Raw genomic sequence first — 21,106 nt, forward strand, 5'->3', positions numbered from 1 at the left:
CTAGTGCTTCCAAATAGAAGCTAAATGATACAATCTTCCCTGAGGTTTAATTCCTGTAATTTCTAAATGCGTATAGGCTCTTTTGGGGAAAACAAGATTTGTAATCACTAACGCTCCATCATTGAGGAAAACTTCTATAGAAGATTGATCAATGAATACTTGAATAGATTCCAGCTGAACGGAAGTCAATGGAATGCTTTGAGCATCCCCAAATCTTTCTTCAAATGAGGTAAGGCCAGATTTACTTCGGTCGAATACAAACTGAGTATGAATACGTGATAATACAAGCTCCTCCCCGCTATCATTAAAAAAACGCATGGAAAAATCCTGCTCATCTTGCAGAGAAAGTAGCAACTCAATTGTATTTGAACCTAATTCAATTAGATTGTCGCTGATTGGAAACTCCTTTATTCGTAGCTTCTCCAACTCTGTAACTGGCTGAGAAACTAGCGATAAAGCCCCTTCCTTTTCCACTAATGAAAGTGATCTAGGTACGGTCATAGCCGATCGCCACAGCGTGGTAGGTACCACCTGTGCATAATTCCAATTACTCATCCAAGCAATAAACAGCCTTCTTCCATCCCTCTCAGGAATATTGGACCAAGTTACACCTGCATAATTATCTGCACCCCAGTCTATCCATGCTACCTCTTCTTGACTTGGGCTAAAATTAACCCCATCAAAATCACCTATAAAATACTGGGTTGCAGAGCCCCCTTGGGGACCTCCGGGATTGATGCTGACCAGCAATACCCATTTTTCTAGTCCGTCTTCGGTTGTTAAAGGAAATAGATCAGGACATTCCCAGACACCCCCGTAGGCAGCCCAATCAGGTTGAAAATCACTGGCAAAAGTCCAATCCAAGAGATTTGGGGAAGAATAAAAACTGATCTTATCCAAAACCGCCAATGACATGATCCAACGTTGGGACTCTTCATGCCAAAACACCTTAGGATCTCTAAAATCCTTGATACCGGGATTGGCTAAAACTGGGTTGCCTTCAAAAACTGTCCAAGTTCTCCCCTTATCCAAACTGTAAGCAATGCCCTGGGTTTGGAAATCATCCCTACCTCCTGCTTCTCCAACCGGGTCATGATAGGTGAAAATTGCTACCATTGGAGGCTTTCCATCCTTTCCCAATCCAGAGGTATTATCATGATCAATCACTGCTGAACCAGAAAAGATATACCCCAATGAATCTGGATATAAAGCTATCGGCAAATGCTCCCAATGAACCAAATCTTCCGAAATGGCATGCCCCCAATGCATAGGACCCCATACGTTTCCATCCGGATAATATTGGTAAAACAAATGATATTCCCCTTCATAGTAAACCATCCCATTCGGATCATTCATCCAATTGGCTTCCGGAGAAAAATGGAATTGTGGTCTATAGTGCTCTTGATAATATCCAGAATCTTCTTCTTTGACTTCTTGAGCACAGGCCCATAGCAATCCCCCAATGGAAGTCATCAAAACAACTTTTGAACAATAGTCAATTACCTTCATTCTACCAGAAAATAATGTAAAGCGCCGCAATGATCGCTGAAATCGCAATTGCACCAATTTTGAACGTCATGCTGGTTTGGAACAATTCTCGATTAACCTCGATACTGTTTGGATGATCCTTTCCTTTACCTTCATACAAGCTGATGGCAATGATTAGTCCTGCAATAATCAAGAAAACTACCCCCATTCTATCAATAAATGGAAGTGTAGGCATCCCGAATTTGAGCGCAGTAGATAATGGAATAGTCAATACTGCGGCAGTTAAGGCAGCATTGGAGGTAGTCTTCTTCCAAAATACCCCAAAGAAGAAAATGGCAAATACACCTGGAGAAACGAAACCAGTATATTCCTGGATAAATTGGAAAGCCTGATCGAGTGTACCGAGTGCAGGAGCAATTAAAGCTGCTACTACAAATGCCACAATCGCCGCCAATCTTCCCACCTTCACCTGCTTCGTTTCAGAAGCATCTTTATCGATGTATTGGCGATAGATATCCATGGTAAAAATCGTAGAAGTACTATTGGCCATAGATGCTAAGGAAGAAACAATTGCCGCTGTCAAGGCCGCAAAAGCCAATCCTTTGAGACCAACAGGAAGCAATTGTAGTAAGGTAGGATAGGCACGATCAGATTTAATTATTCCCGAAGCAGGGTCTGTCATGGATTGGATGAAACCAAGATCTGTTCCATTATTAACGATCACCAAAGCTGCAATCCCAGGAATAACTACGATCAATGGCATCAATAATTTCAAAAAACCTGCAAAAATAATCCCTAATTGGGCTTGATTCAGATCTTTGGCTGCTAGTGCACGCTGGGTAATGTACTGATTGAATCCCCAGTAACTGAGATTCACAATCCACATCCCTCCTACCAAAACAGATAATCCTGGCAGGTCCAAATAAGCGTCTTTTGTACCGCCCTGTCCATCTGGAATCATCATTTCTCCTTTATCCAAAATCATGGAAAAATGCCCTGGCACTTCCTTTCTTAACAAATTCAACCCTGCCCAAGCATCACCTGAACCTACAATATTCAATGCCAAATAAGTGGTGGCCAAGCCACCGGCAATCAAGAACACTACTTGCACCACATCAGTCCATGCCACTGCTTTCAAGCCTCCATAAATGGAATACACCATGGCAAACAAAGCCAATCCAGCTATCCCATATTCCAATTTTACATCCAAGATGGTATTCAAACTTAAGGCTCCGAGATATAACACCGACGTGAGATTGACCAACACATACAGCAACAACCAGAAAACAGCCATAGTAGTCCGCACACGGGCATCGTATCTATCAAGCAAAAATCCTGGCATGGTGTAAATGCCTTTTTTGATGTAGACTGGCAAGAAGAAAATGGCTACCACCAATAAAGTCGCAGCTGCCATCCACTCGTAGGTCGCAATTGCCAAACCCATGGCAAAACCCGAACCGGACATCCCGATAAACTGCTCAGCAGAAATATTGGATGCGATTAATGACGCTCCAACCGCCCACCAAGGGAGCGCTTTAGAGGCAAGAAAGTAATCTTTGGAATCTTTGACATGACCTTTCTTTTCGCGGGAAACAAAAAGGCCCATGCCCACAATCAGGCAACAGTAACCGATGAAAACGATCAGGTCTAATGGTTCGAGTAACATAGTTTGGAGTTATTGTAATGTATTTGAGTTCTGCACGTTATCGTCCTTGGAACTTTTTTCGCAAGACAATAACTCCAAATATAGTACTTTCAGGGAATCCTGAAACAGTTTTTTATGACCATCATTAGAATACCGGCCAAATAAATCCTCAGAGGATTGAATACTTAAAAGGAGATACTAGGAAAAACGAAGTTCTTCCGCTGATTCGTCGCGTCCTTAAATAGTGTAATTGTGAAGTTATCTTTTACCGAATAATTTATAGAACCACCTTGCACATCAAAATTAAAAGATTCCGTCGACATAGTTCTTAGATGATAGAAAATGGAGGCTTCAAAATTTTCTGGAAAGAGCAAATCCCCTTCTCCATTTCCCTTGGTATAATATCTCAAGGAGTACATGACACTCGCTTGATCGGAATTAGCATAACGAGCATTAATAGTCTGAATAACTTTAGAACTTTCTACAAATTTTTGATGGTAGTACTCGTGGGTAATCAACTTAATTTCGTACTCGGGCTTCTTTAAAAATTTTTTGGAGGCTGTTTCCCTTACCTCAAACAAAGCAAAATCAACCGTATTAAAATTATCCAAAACCTCTATAGACTGTTCTTGATCATCAATCCATAATCCCACATTTTTTGTCTTTTTCCAGTTTTCGTACGTCTCAGTTTTGATGACCTTTTTTTCAGGTGGATGGCGAAACACAAAAGTTGTGACCACCCGAGGATATGCTTCTTGTAAAAGTAGAAGTTCTCTAAAAGCTGATTCTTCGAAAAATGGAAATTGAGATATTTGCTTACGTTCCTCGCTAGTGAGGGTTAGATACACATTTCTCAAGCTCTCTAAATCCACTTTTTCAAGCTCACATATATAAGGATTTTCATCCGAGAAACCTTTAGCCAAGATTGCTTCAAATTGCTCTACCCCACTGTTTCCATGTAAATTCAAACCATCAGAGTTCACAGATAACTGATTGGAAGAAAGCATCAGCGTGAGAAGGACAGACAAGGCAGCAGCAGTTCCTTTCAACCCTATTTTTTTCAGAGTTTGAGTTCTTTTTCCCATCATCAGTAATCGCCGCTTAGTAACTTGAAAATTGAATGCAGAACTTAGCCGTTGATGGGAAGCATATCCAGAAACTTTCTGCAGGAGTAAATACTGATAGCTGGCTTTGTTGATCGGTTGACGAAGTACACCTGCATCCGCCAAAAATTCATGATTAAGTTGTACAGATTTTTTGTATAAGTTGATCAATGGATTAAACCAATATACAATTTTGACCAGCTCCAACAAAATCACATCCCAAGAATGCTTTTCCCTAATATGAACCAACTCATGATCCAAAATGGCCTTTTCTATACTGCTAGAAAGAAACTCTTCCTTGTTAACAAATAGGTAATTCAGAAAAGTAAAGGGCAACTCTATATCTTCCAATAGCACATATGTGACACCATTTTGGAGAATTAGTTCTCCCTTCCGAATCATTCTTTTTAATTGAATCAGTTGCCATGAAAATCTCGCCAAGAAGAAGACGATACCTAAGCCATAAACCACCCACAAAATGGATTGCCAAGGGATGGATGATTGATTTGAAGTAGGTGTCACCACTACATCAATAGTGCCTATTTCTGTGGTGTTTTCTGAAAGCATATCAGAAGATACTTCAGGTAATGCGTTCGAGAAAACAAGTTCATTGGACAGGATTTCAAAACTTGGTTTTTCAATAAATGTAGGCAATGAAATGAATGGAATCGAAAGTGAAAAAACCACCGAAAAAATCAAATAAAAGCGATTGAATGTAAACATGCGTTCACGAATCAGAAACAGCTGATACAAAGCAAGTAATAGTGCAAGAGCTATGGTAGATTTGAGGATGAAAAGAATCATGGCTGTTGGGATTTTAGTTGGTCATCAATAATCTTTTTGAGGGCTTCAAGCTCTCCTGTATCTAAGTCCGTCTCTTGTGTGAAAAAAGACGCAAATTGTGCCGGTGAATCGTTAAAAAAGTCCTTGATCATCACCTGTACTTTTTTGGAGAAATAGGTGTTTTTTTCAATCAATGGGTAATATTCTCGGGAGTTCCCAAATACCTCAAAGGCAATAGCCCCCTTATCCTGCAATCGCTTTAATAAAGTAGCAATGGTAGTACTCGCTGGCTTCGGTTCGGGATAGGCTTCCAAGATGTCTTTCATAAACACCTTTTGCTTTTCCCAAATCAGATTCATTAACTGTTCTTCGGCATTGGATAGGCTCATACTCTATGTTTGTGTATTTTGTTCTACAAATATAGAATTAAAAATCAGTCAACAAAATAATTAGGTGAAAATTGTCAGAATTTTTCCTGATACCCTGTAATAGAGCAAGGCTTCGATAAAAGTGCAGTTGATACCTAGGCAATGAAAAGTATATAAAAAAGCCTTCCAGGAAATCCCGAAAGGCTTTTTGCTCTAATGCATTCCATAATTTTTACACTGTCAACTCTAACTATACACTGCTCATCCAATGCCGCGGCTTAAAAGCCACGGCTATTGATAAGTGTATTCTGTGCAAATTCGGATAAATTTTGTCTCCAAATTTCGATGACTATCGTGGGTTAAAACCCACAAAACAGTATTTCTGACAGATAGGTGGCACTTGAACTCCTAATCCACATGTTAACAATTAACATCTGAAAACGCCTCCACAAATTCACAGAACCACCGAACCATTCTTAATTATTCATTCCTTGCTTCGACTATGCTCAGCACAAGCATTCCTAATTTGTTTGCACTGTTCACTGCTCACTATGCACTGCTCACTGCTCACCCCCATCCCCTAACTCATACTTCAAAGTCCTTCCTTTTTCCACTGCAGGAAGTCCCTCTGTCATCCAAAGCGGCGCTGGAGCTCCTTTGAGGTAATGATCGAAAAATTGAGATAAGCGTATAGAAAGATCTTTCCTATTTTTTCTTTGTACCAAGTTATGATCTTCTCCATTGTATTGCAGCAACCAAGCTGGTTTATTCAATCGTTTCAAGGCCATAAACATCTCAATACCCTGATACCATGGAACAGCACCATCTGCATCGTTGTGCATAATCAACACGGGAGTATTTACTCGATCCATGTAAAATAGAGGCGAGTTTTCTAAATAGTACATGGGCTTTTCCCATAAAGTACCACCTATTCTACTCTGAGTCTGCTCGTATTGAAACATTCTACTCATCCCTGTTCCCCATCGGATTCCACCATAAGCAGAAGTCATATTGACTACCGGAGCACCTGCGCCAGCTGCTTTGAACATATTGGTTCTTGTGATCAAATGGGCCACCTGATATCCTCCCCAGCTTTGTCCTTGAATCGCCATATTATCGGCATCTACAAAACCTTTAGCAATGACAGCCTGCACACTTGGGATAATGCAATTGTAGGCGCTTGGTCCCGGAAGGCCTAGGTCATATTTGATATCCGGAACAAACACCAAATACTCATTACTTACAAAATAAGGAATATTGATAGTAGATGCACTTGGAGCAGGAGCTCTGTAGTTATGCAATCCATCAGAGTTTCTTTCGTAGAAATACACCATCATGGGGTATTTCTTTGTTGGATCAAAATTTTCTGGTTTGAATAGTAACCCTTGAAGCGGAACATTGTCATTGGTCAAATAATCCACCAACTCTACCGTTCCCCAATTGACTTCTGCTTGCTGCGGGTTCGCAAAAGATAACTGAGTCAAATTTGACATCCTCATATCTGTAGCATATACATCCGCATTTTCCTGATACGTTGATCTTCTAACAATCAACAGGTCTGCGTTTTCTGCTTTTCTTAAACCCAAATATCTATTATCAGTAAATATGATTTCAGCAGGCGCTTTCTTACCTGTGATATCCCCTTTAAAAAAGCCGTTTTTCTTGTTAAATTCATGAAAAGCCGTCAGAACAAATGGCAAAGAAGGGTCAATTCCTTCTCTTTCTTCTGTTTCTAATCGTTGTCTTCGAAACTCAATATTTTGAGCTCTACCAACTCCTAATGTAAGGTTTTGAGGAGCTACTTTACCACTTGGATCTACTTTCCAGATATCATATTTATCATAAAGAAGAAATCCTTTATCGTCTTTCAACCAACCAGCAGCTCCGTAGCTTCCCGGAAGTGAAGGCGAATCATGTTGTTCATTGTACACATTCACATCCAAGTTTTTACTGAGGTTTTTGAATGTCTTGCTTGCAATATCAAAAGCAACCCACGCACTATCGCTGCCATCATACCAATAGACATATTTCCCAGCAGGTGAAAGCTGTGGATTTCCTGACAATTCCTTTTTGATCAGGGTTTTGGTACCTGTTTCCAAATTCACCAAGTAGGTATCTCTACCGATTTGAATATTCCAGCTGTACTCCCTTCTGTAAGGGGAATCATCCGTAGCAATAGCTAATTTTATTTTTGATTTTGGATCATAATTGATACTGTATATCTGCTCATCGCCGATTTGAATCACCTTCTTATCCTTGATCGAATACGCAGCAAGGAAGCTCCTGTTTTCTTCTCTGCTTTTATTTCTCAGCTGCATGGGCTGAATTTCAGCATCCTGCCAGCCCCAAATATCCAATTTTACTCTATCCTCATCCAAGATGGTGGTATCGGATTCATAATCATAATCTTTATAATCCAAAGTAGTCCCGAAATAGACTTGACCATCATCCGCTGAAAAATTAATTCTTCCAGACTTGCTGATCATTCCACCGGCTAGAATTCCTTGTGTATTTTTATCTGCTATTTTCTGATTGGTCCCTTTTGAGATATCATAAAGATAAAGGTCGTAGTAGGGCTTTTTCGCTTTCAAAGAATCTTCCGTTGTAATAAATGCCAAGAATTTATTGGAATCAGAGATTTGAGGAGACATGTAATCGGTCTTTCCTGTATCGATGGTTTGTGAAACACCGGTTTTTAAATCCAAAAGGTATATCCCTGCATTTTTCAGCGTATCTTCGGTGGCTTTCACGTAATGCAAATACCCTCCATTTTCAGAAAAGCCATAAGCCTTCACTCGATCAAATTCATAGCTAATGTTGCCATCAAATGATCGTACGAGTAGCCTTGTTCCATCTGTTTTTTTAGGCTTTTCAGGTGCTGCTACCTTGGTAGTATCCCCTTCTTCTCTTTTAACTGGTTTTTGAGGCAATTCTTTTTCAAAATGCACCGCTAACCAATTGCCCTCTTTATCGGGTGTGGTAAAGGATTTTACTCTAGCCAACTTCTCCACGTCACCTGAAGCAAGGTTGATGATAAAAAGACTGTCTTTCGGCATATCATCTGGCTTCGTCTTTTTAAGTTTCAGCACTTTGATGGTATCCTTTTGAGCAACAATTCTACCTACCGCAAAATTGTTATCATGTGAAAAAGACATTCTATTTGCTCTGTGAATGATATATCTTCTTTGAGCATTTCCATGATTGACAATTTCAAGTCTCCCATCTCCATCTTGCGGATTGACTTCAAAGCCTACCCACTGCCCATTGGCGGAGATTTTATCGGAAGAAACGGATTCCCAGCCATCGTAATCGGCATGAGTTAAGGGTCTTTTTTGCTGTGCTTGGGTACTCAAGACTGCGAAAAAGAAAATTAAGCCTAACAGGTATTTTTTTCTAAGCATGATGAATCTTTTAAAATTTAGGTACAAGTAAACAAAGAATGTATTGAAATACGCTCAAATTTATACCAAAGGAAGATTATGTAAATAAATCTGCCTTCTATGGACATTACTTTTGATTGATCGAATTCTGTAGAAGCTTATCCAAAATGGCAAGACGCTCCTGATTTCAGGTGGGCTTCACTTAAGATAACAATCAAAAATATGCTACTTGACCAATTGGCTTCATTTCCTGATTTTTTTCTAAAACCTGTCAAAAATCAGGAAATGTATACGGGGTTTCCGGTAACTTTATGCCAATCAATCAATCACCCCATGAATCTAACCGACCTTCAGATAGCGAAAGCTACCCAGATGAAACCCATTACCCAGATTGCTGCCAAACTGGGAATCCTCGAGCAAGACTTAAGACCCTACGGAAAATACACTGCCAAACTTCCTTTAAAATTGATTAATCCTGATCAGATGAAAGGCAAGAAACTGATTTTGGTTACTGCCATTACTCCGACTGCTGCGGGGGAAGGAAAAACAACCGTATCGATTGGACTATCTGAGGGGCTCAACAAAATAGGCGCTAAAACCACCGTGGTATTGAGAGAACCTTCACTAGGTCCCGTTTTTGGGATGAAAGGTGGTGCTGCCGGAGGTGGGTACTCGCAAGTGCTGCCTATGGAATCTATTAATTTACACTTTACAGGTGATTTTTCAGCCATAGAAAAAGCACACAATCTGTTAGCCGCACTATTGGATAATCATATCCATAGTCAAAAGAACACCCTGAATATTGACCCTAGAAAAATAATCTGGAAACGGGTGATGGATATGAATGAGCGTGCTCTACGTGACATTGTCATCGGTTTGGGTGGTTCTGCGCAAGGCGTCCCAAGGGAATCGGGCTTCGATATTACAGCTGCTTCCGAGGTAATGGCCGCACTTTGTTTAGCCAATAGTTTGATGGATCTGAAAGAAAAGCTTGGGAATATCATTGTCGCATACTCCTATCAGGATGAACCCATTCGGGCCAAACAACTCAAAGCCCATGGCGCGATGACCGCCCTTCTTAAACATGCCATCATGCCTAATTTGGTACAAACCATCGAAGGAAATCCAGCCATTATTCATGGGGGGCCTTTTGCCAACATTGCCCAAGGTTCTAATTCTATTTTGGCTACTAAAATGGGGTTGAGTTTGTCTGAATATGTCGTCACAGAAGCTGGATTTGCTTCGGATTTGGGAGGCGAAAAGTTTTTGGATTTAAAATGCCAATATGGAGGACTCAAACCAGATGCAGCTGTAATTGTCGCAACCATTCGTGCGTTGAAATCACATGCCGGAATTCCATTGACGTCACTCAAAACACCCAACCCTGAGGCGGTCTCTAAGGGTATAGCAAATTTGGACAAACATATTGAAAACATGCGGCATTTTACACTCGAGCCAGTAGTCGCCATCAATCAATTTATCACAGACAGTCCTGAGGAGATAGCAATCATCCGTAATCATTGTAATCGACTTGGGGTACGTGTAGAAGTATGTGAAGCATGGGCCAAAGGTGGTGAGGGTTGCCTTGATCTTGCACAGACGGTCAAAGCGGTTGCAGATGGAGGACTGAGTAACTTTACACCTCTCTATCATTTTGACTGGAGCATTGAACAAAAAATCGAAACCATTGCCCGCAAAATCTATGGAGCTGCGGAAGTAGAATACAGCGTTAAGGCGAGACAACAAATGCGCATGTTTAACAAAATTGGATTGGATAAGCTTCCTGTTTGCATTGCTAAAACCCAGTATTCCTTATCTGACGATCCCAAATTAATCAACAAACCAACTGGATTTACCATAAAGATAAGAGAGTTTGATATAGCTGCCGGTGCAGGATTTATTGTTCCTCTTGCGGGCACAATCATGCGGATGCCTGGGCTCCCTTCCTCTCCTGCTGCAGAATTAATAGATATTGACGAAAATGGTAACATTACAGGATTATTTTAGCCAATAATTCTTATAAAAGTCATTTGGTTGGTAGTGTCATTCTTTTTCGTTTAAATGATCGAATAGACCGGTAAAAAAATTAATTCGGATAAATCACTCCGCAATAGTATATTTAAGATGAAAACCCTGAACATTAATTTTATACCATGAGCTCTACCCCACTTTCTTCTTTAGAGAAGAAACGCTTAGAAGTTCTGTACTCCTATGGAATACTTGATTCAGAAGATGATGAGGATTACAGGAGTATTACAGAACTAGCATCCGAGATTTGTGAAACACCTATTTCATTGATTACTTTCGTAGATGAATCACGTCAATGGTTTAAGTCGAATACCGGTTTAACTATCAAGGAAACTCCTAGAGAGTATTCTTTTTGTAGCCATGCCATCTTAACACCCGATCAAGTCTCAATTTTTAGAGATTTAAAAAATGATCCGCGTTTTGCTGATAATCCTTATGTGAAAAAAGACGGGGGATTTGCTTTTTACACGGGTGTTCCCATCATTTCTGAAGAAAAACAGCCGCTTGGGACACTATGTGTACTGGATTACCAACCAAGGAAGCTTACCGAAAAGCAAGTTACCCAACTGAAAAAATTATCAAGGCAAGTTGAAAAACTGTTAAAGTTACGAAAAGCGAAACGCGAGTTATCTATATATCAGGAAAGTCTAGAAAAACAGTTAGCCTATAACAAATCACTATTTGAGACCATTCCGGATGTTTTGATGATTTTTGATTACGATGGAAATATTCTGGAAATAAAATCTGGGAAAAATGAGGATTTACTTTTAAATCCTCAAGAGCTTACTTCCAAGAATATTAGAGAGGTATTGCCAGTCAATGTTCTTGAACTTTTTATAAAAAAATTACAAAAAATTAAAAAAGGTCTGCCGTTTAATTTATTAGAATATAAACTAAAAACCATCAAAGGTATTCAAACTTTTGAAGCTAATTTTGCTCGTTTTGAAGAGGATAAAGTCTTGGCTTTGATCCGAAACATTACCAAATCGAAGGCTTTGGAAGAAGAACTTTTTAGAACCAAAGACATTTTGTTAGAAGCAGGTAAGATGGCGAAGGTTGGTGCTTGGGAGGTTGATTTTGTGAATAATAGACATTTATGGTCCGAGGTAACTAAAGAGATTTTAGAATTGGGAGATGGTCCAATCCCTTCTGTAGAAGATGGCATCAAACTTTATAAAAACGACCCAGAGGGCTTGGAAAGACTCACCAAAGCTTTTAACAAGGCGATTTATGAAGGCATATCCTATGACTTGGAATTAAAAGTCGAAACCATAAGGGGAAATGAGAAATGGGTTCGAACTATCGGCAAACCAATTTTTGATAATGGTAACTGTGTTGGGGTTTTTGGCACTTTCCAAGACATCACGGAAATCAAATTCAAAGAAGAAGAGCTAATCCATAAATCAGCCGAATACGAACACCTCTTTGATAACATGAACCAAGGAGTAGTCTATCAAGATGAGTCCGGTCATATTTTTAGAGCAAATAGTGCAGCTGAAAACATTCTTGGCCTAAGTATGGATCAAATGATTGGACGAACGTCCATAGACCCCAGATGGCATGCAATCCGGTGGGATGGCAGTGCTTATCCAGGAGATCAACATCCTGCTATGGTTGCATTAGCTACTGGAGAATCTGTAATTGGAGAAATTATGGGTGTTTACTCACCTGAGAAGAATACTTATAAATGGATCCTGATCGATTCATTACCTGAATATAAAAGGAATAGCTCCGAAAAGCCATATCGTGTGTTATCCACCTTCACAGACATTACCCAATTGATTCAAATTGAATCAAAACTCAAAGAAAACGAAGCTAATCTCACCTCAATCATTGAAAGCACAAATGAGTCCATCTGGTCAATTGATAGAGATTATACTATAGTCTATGCCAACAAAACGTTTAAAGAGCTATTTAAGCTTACATTTGATAAGGAAGTAAAGGAAAAAGTCAATGTATTGGACCTTCTTCCGGCTGAGGTCTCCCAATTTTGGACATCTCAATACCAACAGGCCTTTGAAGGGAATACCTGTAGCTTCGATTTTGATATCCAACAAGGTGAGCAAATAAGAAATTACGAAGTAAATATCAGGCCAATCAAAGTTGATGATACTATCATTGGTGCTTCTATATTTGCCAAAGACAATACCAACACAAAGGCATACATCTTAGAAATTGAGGAACAAAACCGTAAACTAAGAGAGATCGCATGGAAGCAATCCCATTTGGTACGGGCCCCATTAGCACGAATCATAGGTTTATCTTCCATCATTCATGAGTTGATCATACAAGAAAAGAATGGATTGAATGAACAAGATGAATTTCAAACCTTACTTACTCATTTAAATACTTCTACTAAAGAATTGGATGATATCATCCGCTCTATTGTAGAGATTTCCAGTCCATTTAAATATGAGTTTTGAAAAATTATCAATCCTAGCTATATTTACTAACATCTTAACAATTTTTGACGGATACAACTATGAAAAAACAATTTGTTTCACTGCTTTCATTGATATTACTGTTTTCTTGTCAATCAGAAAAATCTACTGTGGAATCATCTGCTGACATGCCTTATGTCTTGGGTGATAATAGCCGAACGAGTTTGGACTGGAACGGAACGTATAAAGGAATCCTTCCTTGCGCAGACTGTGAAGGAATCGAAACAAAAATTACCATTAAATCCGATGGAGCATTTGAACGTTCCTTGAATTATTTGGGAAAAGAAGACGGGATCTTTTTTGACAGAGGAACCTTTGAATGGGATGAACTTGGAAGATCCATATTACTTGTAAGTGAAAATGGAGACAGTCAAGCCTATCAAGTTGGAGAAAATGTATTGTTTCATTTAGATCAAGAAGGAAACAAAATAACGGGAGATCTTGCATCCATGTATCGCTTGGAAAAAAGCTTTGCAGATTTTGCCCTCGAAAATAAAAGGTGGGTACTGATTGAATTGAGAGGAAATCCAGTTCAACAAAGCAATGATCAAAAAGAAGCATTTTTGTTTTTTGAAAATGAAACTAACCGCTTTTATGGTAATACAGGCTGTAATTCTATCAATGGAGGCTATGAAATTGAGGAAGGTAACCGTATGACCTTCGGTAATGTCGCAAGCACCATGATGGCTTGCCCAAACATGGAAAATGACCGAATTATAGGTGAAATTTTAAAAGAAGTAGACAATTACAGCATTGGGGACAATCAACTATCTCTCAATAAAGCAAAAATGGCACCCTTAGCCCGTTTTAAGCTTATTGAGGAGGATTAAATTCCTCAGTGAAATTAGTAATTAATTTAAAGAGCTAGTCATATCGATGGCTAGCTTTTTTTATAGGATAAATACACTGATTTTTTTCACAAATTCTTTGACCTGTAAAGGCTTTACCACATAATCTTTTGCACCACTGTCCAATAGATTTTTTACTTGGTCTGGCATCGCATCTGCACTCACAATCATCACGGGAATATTTTTAATTTTCGGATTGGCTAAAAGCTGACTCAATACTTCAGCACCATTGATATCAGGGAGGTCCAAATCCAACAATATGACTTTTGGCTGATGCAAAATGGCTAAGGCCTCTGCCTCCTGTCCAAACTTTGAATGAATCAATTCAACATCAGGCAACGATATTTCCAAAATCTCTTTTACCAATTCAACATTTGATAAATTATCTTCAATATATACCACTTTTTGGTTTTTTGATTTGGTTAAAGCAAGTGAAGATTCTTTTTCAGATGATTGATTATCAGATATTTCTAATTTTTCTGCAATGGGAAAATACATAGTAAAAATGGTTCCTTTTTCCAACTCACTAACCACCTCAACCTCTCCATTCATTACCTCCACTAGTTGTTTGACAATGGTCAAGCCTAGACCCGAACCCTCGATGGATGAACTTTCTGCTCCAAGTCTTTGAAATGGATCAAAAAGTTTGGATAAATCTTCTTTAGCTATTCCTTTTCCGGTATCCATTATAACGATCATGATCCTTTGATTATTCTTTGGATCTACTCCTCCATTAATCCAAACCTTTCCATTTTCATGATTATACTTAATGGCATTATCAATGACATTCAATACAATTTGCTTAAATCTCAACTTATCGAGTAGTCCGGTTAAATCGGAAGGAAAATCTGTAGAGACTTTAACACTGATTCCTCTCTTTTCAAAAGCGGGCTTGGATAAATCTATTACTTTTTTAATAACTGGTTTGACTGCCACTGGCTCTATGAACATTTTGTAATTACCCGATTCTATGGCTGTAATATCTAATACCTCATTAATTAATTGCAAAAGATGTCTTCCATTGGATAGTATGAAATCCAGTGATTTTTTATGGGAAGGCGAGAGCTCTCCTAACTCCATTAATTGTGCAAATCCTAAAATAGAATTGAGTGGTGTCCGCAGTTCATGACTCATACGCGAAAGAAATTTACTTTTGGACTGATTGGCAATCTCAGCCTCTTCTTTTGCCTGTACAATCTCTTTTTCTGCTTTTTTCCTGTCGGTAATATCATAGGTGTGCCCGTACCAGTGGATGCTTTCATCCTTATCCCTATAAGTCAAAGCATTGGTAAACAACCATTTAACTCTACCATTCTCCTCCAAAATCCTATATTCATAACTCAAAGCTCTAGGGTCGAGAAGTGAAGACTTCAATAAATCCATCACCTTATCAAAATCATCCGGATGGATTTTATCTAGAATCGAAGATGCATCAAGGGCTACATTTTCTGGATTAAGTCCCCATAACTCCTTGATTCCCGGGCTGACATATGGGAAAGTTAACTTTCCCTCTTTAGTACGTTTCAACTGAAATATCATTCCGGGAACTCTACTGGAGGTATTATTCAATATCTCCAAAGAATCATTCAATTGCTTAGTCCGTTCTTCTACTAACTGCTCTAAATTAAGGTTGAGGCTTTTAATTTCTTCTTCTGCACGTTTCCTTTCGGTAATATCCTGACCTTGAGCGATTGTTCCCACTGTTTGCTTTTCTTCAAAATCCACAATAGGAGCCGAATTCCAAATGAACGTAAAAATACTTCCAGAAATATGTTGAATGGGAATTTCTACAGTTTCTAAGCGCTCCCCATCACTGGTCTGTTGAATTAAATTCATACAAGATTCTATTGCATCTGGAGGAAATAAAATTTCCAACCCCTTGCCAATGACATCTTTTTCTATTCTACCTGTATAGTTTTCAAATGCTTTATTGAATTTGGTGATTTTATTGTCCTTGTCCCATACAATAATTGGAGCATTGGCGTATGTAAATAAATTATTCAGGTATTGATTACTTTTCTTTAATTCCTCTTCCGTCTTCACCGTTTCGGTGATATCTTGCATGGTACCAGTCGCTTTTAAAGGGTTATCAAAATCATCATAAGTTATCTCACTTTTTTCTTGCACCACTTTGATCTGACCACTTTTATCTAAGAGTCTGTGAACAATTTCATAAGGTTTTTTTTGGAAGAGTGCATCATTAAATGCTTGATCTACTTTCAATCTATCCTCTGGATGAACTGCTTTCAAAAAGTCATCGTAGGTAATTGGAGTCTTTTTTTTCTCAATTCCCAATAACTCATACACTTGATCTGACCAGAAGAGCTCCTGCGTTTGAAGATTGAGTTCCCAACTGCCTAATTTCGCTATTCTCTGGGCCTCTTTAAGTTTTTCTTGCCTACTCTCAAGTTCCTGTTCTAATCGAACCCTTGATGTGATATCTTCTATATATACCACATAACCTCCTACAGTCCCATCGGCTTCAAACCAAGGGATACAGCTCCATTTATTGTATTGAGTTTGATCAGGTAAGATTATTTTATCTTTTTCACTTCTAGAAGCAATACCTAGAAGGGCTAGCCTGTGGGCATTGAGGATATTTTCAGGAAGATTGGGGAATATATCGTATGAATATTCCCCAATAACTTTTCGGTCTTGAATTCCAAAGTCCCGCAAATATTTTTGACTCGTATAAATAAATCGATGGTTTTTATCGACCATGGCCACTGTACTATCCATGTTTTCGACAATGTATTTGAGTAAATTCCTAAAATGTTCCTCTCGGATTTCTGCTTGTTTTTGTTCACTGATATCTGTTAAAATACCAGTATATACAAGGTCACCATTGTCTCGAAGCCGGGGTGTGGACCGAAATTGTATCCAAAAATACGCTCCTCCATTCGCTTTACGCATCCTTCCTTCCCAAAAAAAAGGCGTTAGATTTTGTACGCAGTATTGATTTTCTTGTGCAAAATCATCTTGCTCATCGGGATGAATCAATTGAGTAATCAAATAAATATCTTGCTTTAGCCCGGTTAAATCATACCCTGTTAATTCTTCCATCCGATGATTTAAAATTTCTATATCAAGTGATTTATTGATCGTTAACCAATCCTTTCCTTGGAGCTCTTTATAGTTTTTATATACTATTCTGTAGACGCCTGAAGGCTGTGCGTTTACCAAGTCTTCAAATTGTTTTTTCTCTTCAATTATGGAAAGTTCACTTCTTTTCCGCTCTGTGATATCCAATAAAAAGCCTTCCAAAAACAGCAATTGACCAAATTGGTCAATTACCGCCTGACCACGTTCAAAAATCCAGCGGATTTCACCGGATCTATGGGTTATTCTATACTCAATTTCCCAGGCTGATTTTCTTTCAATGGCTTCGCTAACCTGTGCAGCAACCAATGCTCTGTCTTTTTCAAAAATGAGTTGATCAAAGCCTTGAAAGTTAGTACTCGTTAGTTCCTCGGCCGTATACCCGCAAACATGAAAAATATTACGTGTCGCATATATCATTGTCCAATATTGATCATTCTTACAACGATAAATGGCCCCGGGAAGGGTTTTATTATTGTGCCTGTTTTCCTCCTTATCAGAACTAACCTCCTGCATGGATTCAAGAAAACTCTCCTTTCTTAATATGATATGTACTTCTTCCAGCGAAAAAGGATAAAGAATGACCTCGTACCAATCCCCTTTAATCCAAATATGTTTGCTCAATTCCTTTTCTAAATGCTTGATTTCTGGTAAGTGCTCTTTAAAAAAATGAATGATAGATAATTGTTGGTCAAGTTCTTGCAAAGATTCACCCAAAATCATTTCCTCCCCATTTTTAAATAAGTTTAAAAATTTATCATTTGCCTCTCGAATAGTTAGTGTTGGAGTAGTCCGAATACTCGCAAAGGCAATAAGCTGACTGTGTTTAAAAATGTTCATAATGAGGGAGGATGGGTTTTATCAACACTTCGGTTACTAGCAAGTGTTAATGCTTACGAATCTACCCAAAAAACAGACAAAAAAAAAGTTGGCGAACTAGTTATCGCCAACCTTTACAATACTTGAATTTTAAACTTAAAATGCGTTTTTAAAGCCTTCCATTTTTTGATCCACTTGCGTATCGACCATAAAAGAAACTTTCACATTCTCCCATTTCATCGTGATTTTTGCAACTTTATTATCTTCAGCTGAGATAGCATACTGCAATCGCTCATAAGTAGAAGTTGTCGGCTCCGCCTTTACATTTACGGTGACCACATCATCCTTAGCTAAGGCTTCTTCATCAATTTTACCATCTTTCATGTAAGCAAATACAGAATTACCTTTAGAGTTTAAGCGAACAGTCCACTCACCATTCGCACGAGGTGTCATAAACAACGTGTATTTTCCAGGACGGATATTCTTTCCACCTATATTAACCATGGTGCTGAATTCTATTGTGGTAGCAGCATTGGCACCTGCTCTCCAAGTGACATCATACTTTTCGATCTCACCAAAAATTTTTCTTCCTTTGACAGCTGGTGATGAATAATCAATGCTAATCTTTGTAAAGCCTACATTTTGACTGATAGATGCTGCCGGGCTGGCAACTGGGCTCACCATCTGAGCAGACGCATCTTGCGCATACACAAAGAAAATCATCGCAATAGCTGCGAAAAACATGTTAAATTTAGTCATAGTTGTGTTATTTATTGGGGTTTAAATTTAGGTGTATAAACACGAAATTAGAAAACTTGTTGCATTTGACATGCATTTCTTTTCCAAATACGATCTGATCTTTTAGAAATTCTTTAAAAATTCAGCCATCAAAAATCCCAGATAATTCCCCAGTGCATACCCAATCACCCCAATGGTAATACCAGGCATGATAATATTTCTGTTTTTCAAAGCACCTGCCAATACAGGAACAAAAGGTGGTGAGCAAATAAATGCTACCGAAGTAATCATCAAGGTATCAGCATCGATTTTTATCAACTTACTCAATACCATTTGAATCACAAGAGAACCAAATACTACCCAAGCCAAGTAAGCAAATATTCCAGGTGTTATCCCTACTAGTGAATGAATATCAACCATGGATGCTACAACTAAGCTAAAAATCAAAATCAAATACATCCCCGTTTCAAAACTGAATGTAAGCTTCCTGATTTTTTGATTTAAAGACGCTAGCAACGAAAGTGAAGTAATCATTAGAATTATGGTAACCATCAAAGAAGAAGGAGGGACCTGCAAAGCAATAAGAGCACTTACCCCAACTACCCCTACTGCCACTATTAGTCCTTTACTAATTGAAATAATTGATTCCTTGGATGATAATGAGTATTGGGACCCTTTCATTTCTTCTACTTGTGGTATCATTCCTCCTTCATTAGGACTGTTAAAAGAAGGCAAAATCCATCGGAAAACCCCTTTGCCAATACTTAGCAAAAAAACCAAATAGATAAAAGAGATTACTAAATCGTAACTATGGATCAAAATATAAGTAGCAGGTGCCACATCTAACATCAATTTTAAAGAGGCTAGGTTTGGCGTACCTCCGGTGTAGACTCCGACAAGCATTCCACTAATCTTCCATAACTGATCGCCGTAAACTCCCTTGAAAACGAAAAAACCTGAAACTACCATAACGCTAACTGCGAATACTGCTATGGCAAGAGAAAAAATAATAGACTTCGCTGAACCCAAAAATGCTTTTAAATTAGTTGAAAACAACAGCAGAGGCAATGCTAACAAAATACTCACACTCATCAAGGTGTCTTGAAGCTGATAGATAGAAAAAGCAGTGTAGTCATTTGAAGTCCATGTACCAGATTCTAAATAGAAAGAAGCTGCCTCTTTGACTTGTTGTGCATCAAGGGTCAGTAATTCATGAATCTCAGAACTCAAGGTTGGAAAAAAACCCACGTTACCGATCAATACACCTGCTGCATAGGCTAACATGACCGAACCGATTTTATCCAACCAAGAAAATTTCCTGCAGCCATAAAGTATAACTGCAGGGAAAAACAAGTAAAACAGAAGCAAGGCAGTCATCCTGTGTGCTCTGGATTACATGGACAAGTCGGAAACCTTACTCATCATCTGTGTGGCATGTACCAAAGAAGCACCACCTCTGATAGCTGCGGCTACATGAACTGCCTCCATCAATTGCACCTCATCACAACCCTTTTCCATAGTATCTACTGTATAAGCATCTATGCAATAAGGACACTGAATGGCATGAGCAACAGCTAGTGCAATCAATGATTTTTCTCGTGCAGTCAAGGCTCCTTCTTGAAAAACCTCCCCGTAATACGCAAAAAATTTGTCTGCCATTTCTTTTTGGAAATCCCCGATTTTACCAAACTTTTTTAAGTCTTCTGGATTGTAATACGTTTTCATTTGTACGTTTATTTTTATTTTATGGTGGTGAAATTAGTAATTGAAGGTTGAGAAGCTAGTACATTTTTTAGATTTCTATGAAAATTATGGAACTCGATCGATTCTTTCCTAGTTTTGCAATCAAAATTTGAACAGGTATATGAGAAATTCAGAGATAAAGTTCAACGTGCAGTTGGATGACAAAAATCTTCCCAAATCTATTCAATGGGATGCCACGGATAAAGAAGGGGGAGAATTAGAAAGTACTAAAAGTATTTCCTTAAATGTATGGGATAACTTAAACCATAGCACCCTCCGCATAGACTTGTGGACTGATGATATGTCTGTGGCTGAAATGAAGCGATTTTACATTGACATTATTGGAGGTATGGCGCAAACTATTCTTAACAGCACTGGAGATGAATTTATGGCTGAGGAAATGAAAGATCTTTGCGATCGCTTGGTACAACATGTGAATGAAGAAAATAAAAAGAACGCACAATAATATTTTGAAAATATCAAATCAACCTCAGCGATTTTTGGAACGCTGAGGTTTTTTTACATCCTTTTTTAGTTGACAATGAGAGGGTTTCCAGTTTGGATGAAAATTTCTTAAAAATTCTTAAAAATAAATTTTGGGTTTTACTTTTTAAATGATGAAT

13 protein-coding genes are annotated in these 21,106 nt (G+C 38.6%); 4 read left to right on the forward strand and 9 right to left on the reverse strand.

What is annotated here, in order from left to right:
• The 5 genes from ACXIUD_RS02935 to ACXIUD_RS02955 form a co-directional block, all read right to left on the reverse strand.
• A complete protein-coding gene (locus ACXIUD_RS02935; RefSeq protein WP_458051118.1) occupies positions 1-1,473 on the reverse strand; it encodes a glycoside hydrolase family 32 protein in 1,473 nt (490 codons plus the stop codon).
• Between the two features lie 37 nt (positions 1,474-1,510).
• On the reverse strand, positions 1,511-3,154 hold the full coding sequence (locus ACXIUD_RS02940; protein ID WP_458051119.1) for a sodium/sugar symporter: 1,644 nt from the start codon (positions 3,152-3,154) through the stop codon (positions 1,511-1,513).
• Positions 3,155-3,318: 164 nt separating this feature from the next.
• Positions 3,319-5,040, reverse strand: coding sequence for a M56 family metallopeptidase (locus tag ACXIUD_RS02945; RefSeq protein ID WP_458051120.1), 1,722 nt, complete (start codon positions 5,038-5,040; stop codon positions 3,319-3,321).
• Positions 5,037-5,408, reverse strand: coding sequence for a BlaI/MecI/CopY family transcriptional regulator (locus ACXIUD_RS02950; protein WP_458051121.1), 372 nt, complete (start codon positions 5,406-5,408; stop codon positions 5,037-5,039). Before ACXIUD_RS02950 ends, ACXIUD_RS02945 begins: the two co-directional genes overlap by 4 nt.
• A 539-nt stretch (positions 5,409-5,947) precedes the next feature.
• Positions 5,948-8,788 carry a prolyl oligopeptidase family serine peptidase gene (locus ACXIUD_RS02955; protein ID WP_458051122.1) on the reverse strand — a complete coding sequence of 947 codons (2,841 nt, stop codon included), beginning with the start codon at positions 8,786-8,788 and terminating at the stop codon, positions 5,948-5,950.
• 201 nt (positions 8,789-8,989) lie between these two features.
• On the opposite strand from ACXIUD_RS02955, the gene ACXIUD_RS02960 reads away from it, so the two are divergent.
• The 3 genes from ACXIUD_RS02960 to ACXIUD_RS02970 all read left to right on the forward strand — a co-directional run bounded on the left by ACXIUD_RS02960 (position 8,990) and on the right by ACXIUD_RS02970 (position 14,066).
• Entirely contained in the window at positions 8,990-10,774 is a 1,785-nt protein-coding gene (locus tag ACXIUD_RS02960) for a formate--tetrahydrofolate ligase (RefSeq protein ID WP_458051123.1), read from the forward strand.
• 146 nt (positions 10,775-10,920) lie between these two features.
• On the forward strand, positions 10,921-13,218 hold the full coding sequence (locus ACXIUD_RS02965; protein ID WP_458051124.1) for a PAS domain S-box protein: 2,298 nt from the start codon (positions 10,921-10,923) through the stop codon (positions 13,216-13,218).
• A gap of 59 nt (positions 13,219-13,277) precedes the next feature.
• A complete protein-coding gene (locus ACXIUD_RS02970; protein WP_458051125.1) occupies positions 13,278-14,066 on the forward strand; it encodes a copper resistance protein NlpE N-terminal domain-containing protein in 789 nt (262 codons plus the stop codon).
• A gap of 60 nt (positions 14,067-14,126) precedes the next feature.
• Here the strand turns inward: ACXIUD_RS02970 and ACXIUD_RS02975 are convergent, their stop codons facing one another.
• The 4 genes from ACXIUD_RS02975 to ACXIUD_RS02990 form a co-directional block, all read right to left on the reverse strand.
• Entirely contained in the window at positions 14,127-18,023 is a 3,897-nt protein-coding gene (locus ACXIUD_RS02975) for a PAS domain S-box protein (protein WP_458051126.1), read from the reverse strand.
• A 135-nt stretch (positions 18,024-18,158) separates the two neighbouring features.
• Positions 18,159-18,761 (reverse strand): DUF2911 domain-containing protein, encoded by a 603-nt coding sequence (locus ACXIUD_RS02980; RefSeq protein WP_458051127.1) that lies wholly within the window; start codon positions 18,759-18,761, stop codon positions 18,159-18,161.
• Positions 18,762-18,863: 102 nt separating this feature from the next.
• On the reverse strand, positions 18,864-20,024 hold the full coding sequence (locus ACXIUD_RS02985; RefSeq protein ID WP_458051128.1) for a DUF819 family protein: 1,161 nt from the start codon (positions 20,022-20,024) through the stop codon (positions 18,864-18,866).
• A 108-nt stretch (positions 20,025-20,132) separates the two neighbouring features.
• Positions 20,133-20,465 (reverse strand): arsenosugar biosynthesis-associated peroxidase-like protein, encoded by a 333-nt coding sequence (locus ACXIUD_RS02990; protein WP_458051129.1) that lies wholly within the window; start codon positions 20,463-20,465, stop codon positions 20,133-20,135.
• A 139-nt stretch (positions 20,466-20,604) separates the two neighbouring features.
• Here ACXIUD_RS02990 and gldC point away from each other — a divergent pair, with 139 nt between their 5' ends.
• Positions 20,605-20,949: a gliding motility protein GldC gene (gene gldC / locus ACXIUD_RS02995; RefSeq protein WP_458051130.1), complete on the forward strand. Its 345-nt coding sequence runs from the start codon at positions 20,605-20,607 to the stop codon at positions 20,947-20,949.
• Positions 20,950-21,106: the final 157 nt, after the last annotated feature.

The sequence above is a fragment of the Mongoliitalea sp. genome (assembly GCF_054166905.1).

What these genes read in the sequence shown, in the direction of transcription:
- ACXIUD_RS02935 (WP_458051118.1), bottom strand. Translation starts at nt 1,473, where the DNA reads ATGACTTCCATTGGGGGATTGCTATGGGCCTGTGCTCAAGAAGTCAAA.
- ACXIUD_RS02940 (WP_458051119.1), bottom strand. Translation starts at nt 3,154, where the DNA reads ATGTTACTCGAACCATTAGACCTGATCGTTTTCATCGGTTACTGTTGC.
- ACXIUD_RS02945 (WP_458051120.1), bottom strand. Translation starts at nt 5,040, where the DNA reads ATGATTCTTTTCATCCTCAAATCTACCATAGCTCTTGCACTATTACTT.
- ACXIUD_RS02950 (WP_458051121.1), bottom strand. Translation starts at nt 5,408, where the DNA reads ATGAGCCTATCCAATGCCGAAGAACAGTTAATGAATCTGATTTGGGAA.
- ACXIUD_RS02955 (WP_458051122.1), bottom strand. Translation starts at nt 8,788, where the DNA reads ATGCTTAGAAAAAAATACCTGTTAGGCTTAATTTTCTTTTTCGCAGTC.
- ACXIUD_RS02960 (WP_458051123.1), top strand. Translation starts at nt 8,990, where the DNA reads ATGCTACTTGACCAATTGGCTTCATTTCCTGATTTTTTTCTAAAACCT.
- ACXIUD_RS02965 (WP_458051124.1), top strand. Translation starts at nt 10,921, where the DNA reads ATGAGCTCTACCCCACTTTCTTCTTTAGAGAAGAAACGCTTAGAAGTT.
- ACXIUD_RS02970 (WP_458051125.1), top strand. Translation starts at nt 13,278, where the DNA reads ATGAAAAAACAATTTGTTTCACTGCTTTCATTGATATTACTGTTTTCT.
- ACXIUD_RS02975 (WP_458051126.1), bottom strand. Translation starts at nt 18,023, where the DNA reads ATGAACATTTTTAAACACAGTCAGCTTATTGCCTTTGCGAGTATTCGG.
- ACXIUD_RS02980 (WP_458051127.1), bottom strand. Translation starts at nt 18,761, where the DNA reads ATGACTAAATTTAACATGTTTTTCGCAGCTATTGCGATGATTTTCTTT.
- ACXIUD_RS02985 (WP_458051128.1), bottom strand. Translation starts at nt 20,024, where the DNA reads ATGTTAGCCTATGCAGCAGGTGTATTGATCGGTAACGTGGGTTTTTTT.
- ACXIUD_RS02990 (WP_458051129.1), bottom strand. Translation starts at nt 20,465, where the DNA reads ATGAAAACGTATTACAATCCAGAAGACTTAAAAAAGTTTGGTAAAATC.
- gldC (WP_458051130.1), top strand. Translation starts at nt 20,605, where the DNA reads ATGAGAAATTCAGAGATAAAGTTCAACGTGCAGTTGGATGACAAAAAT.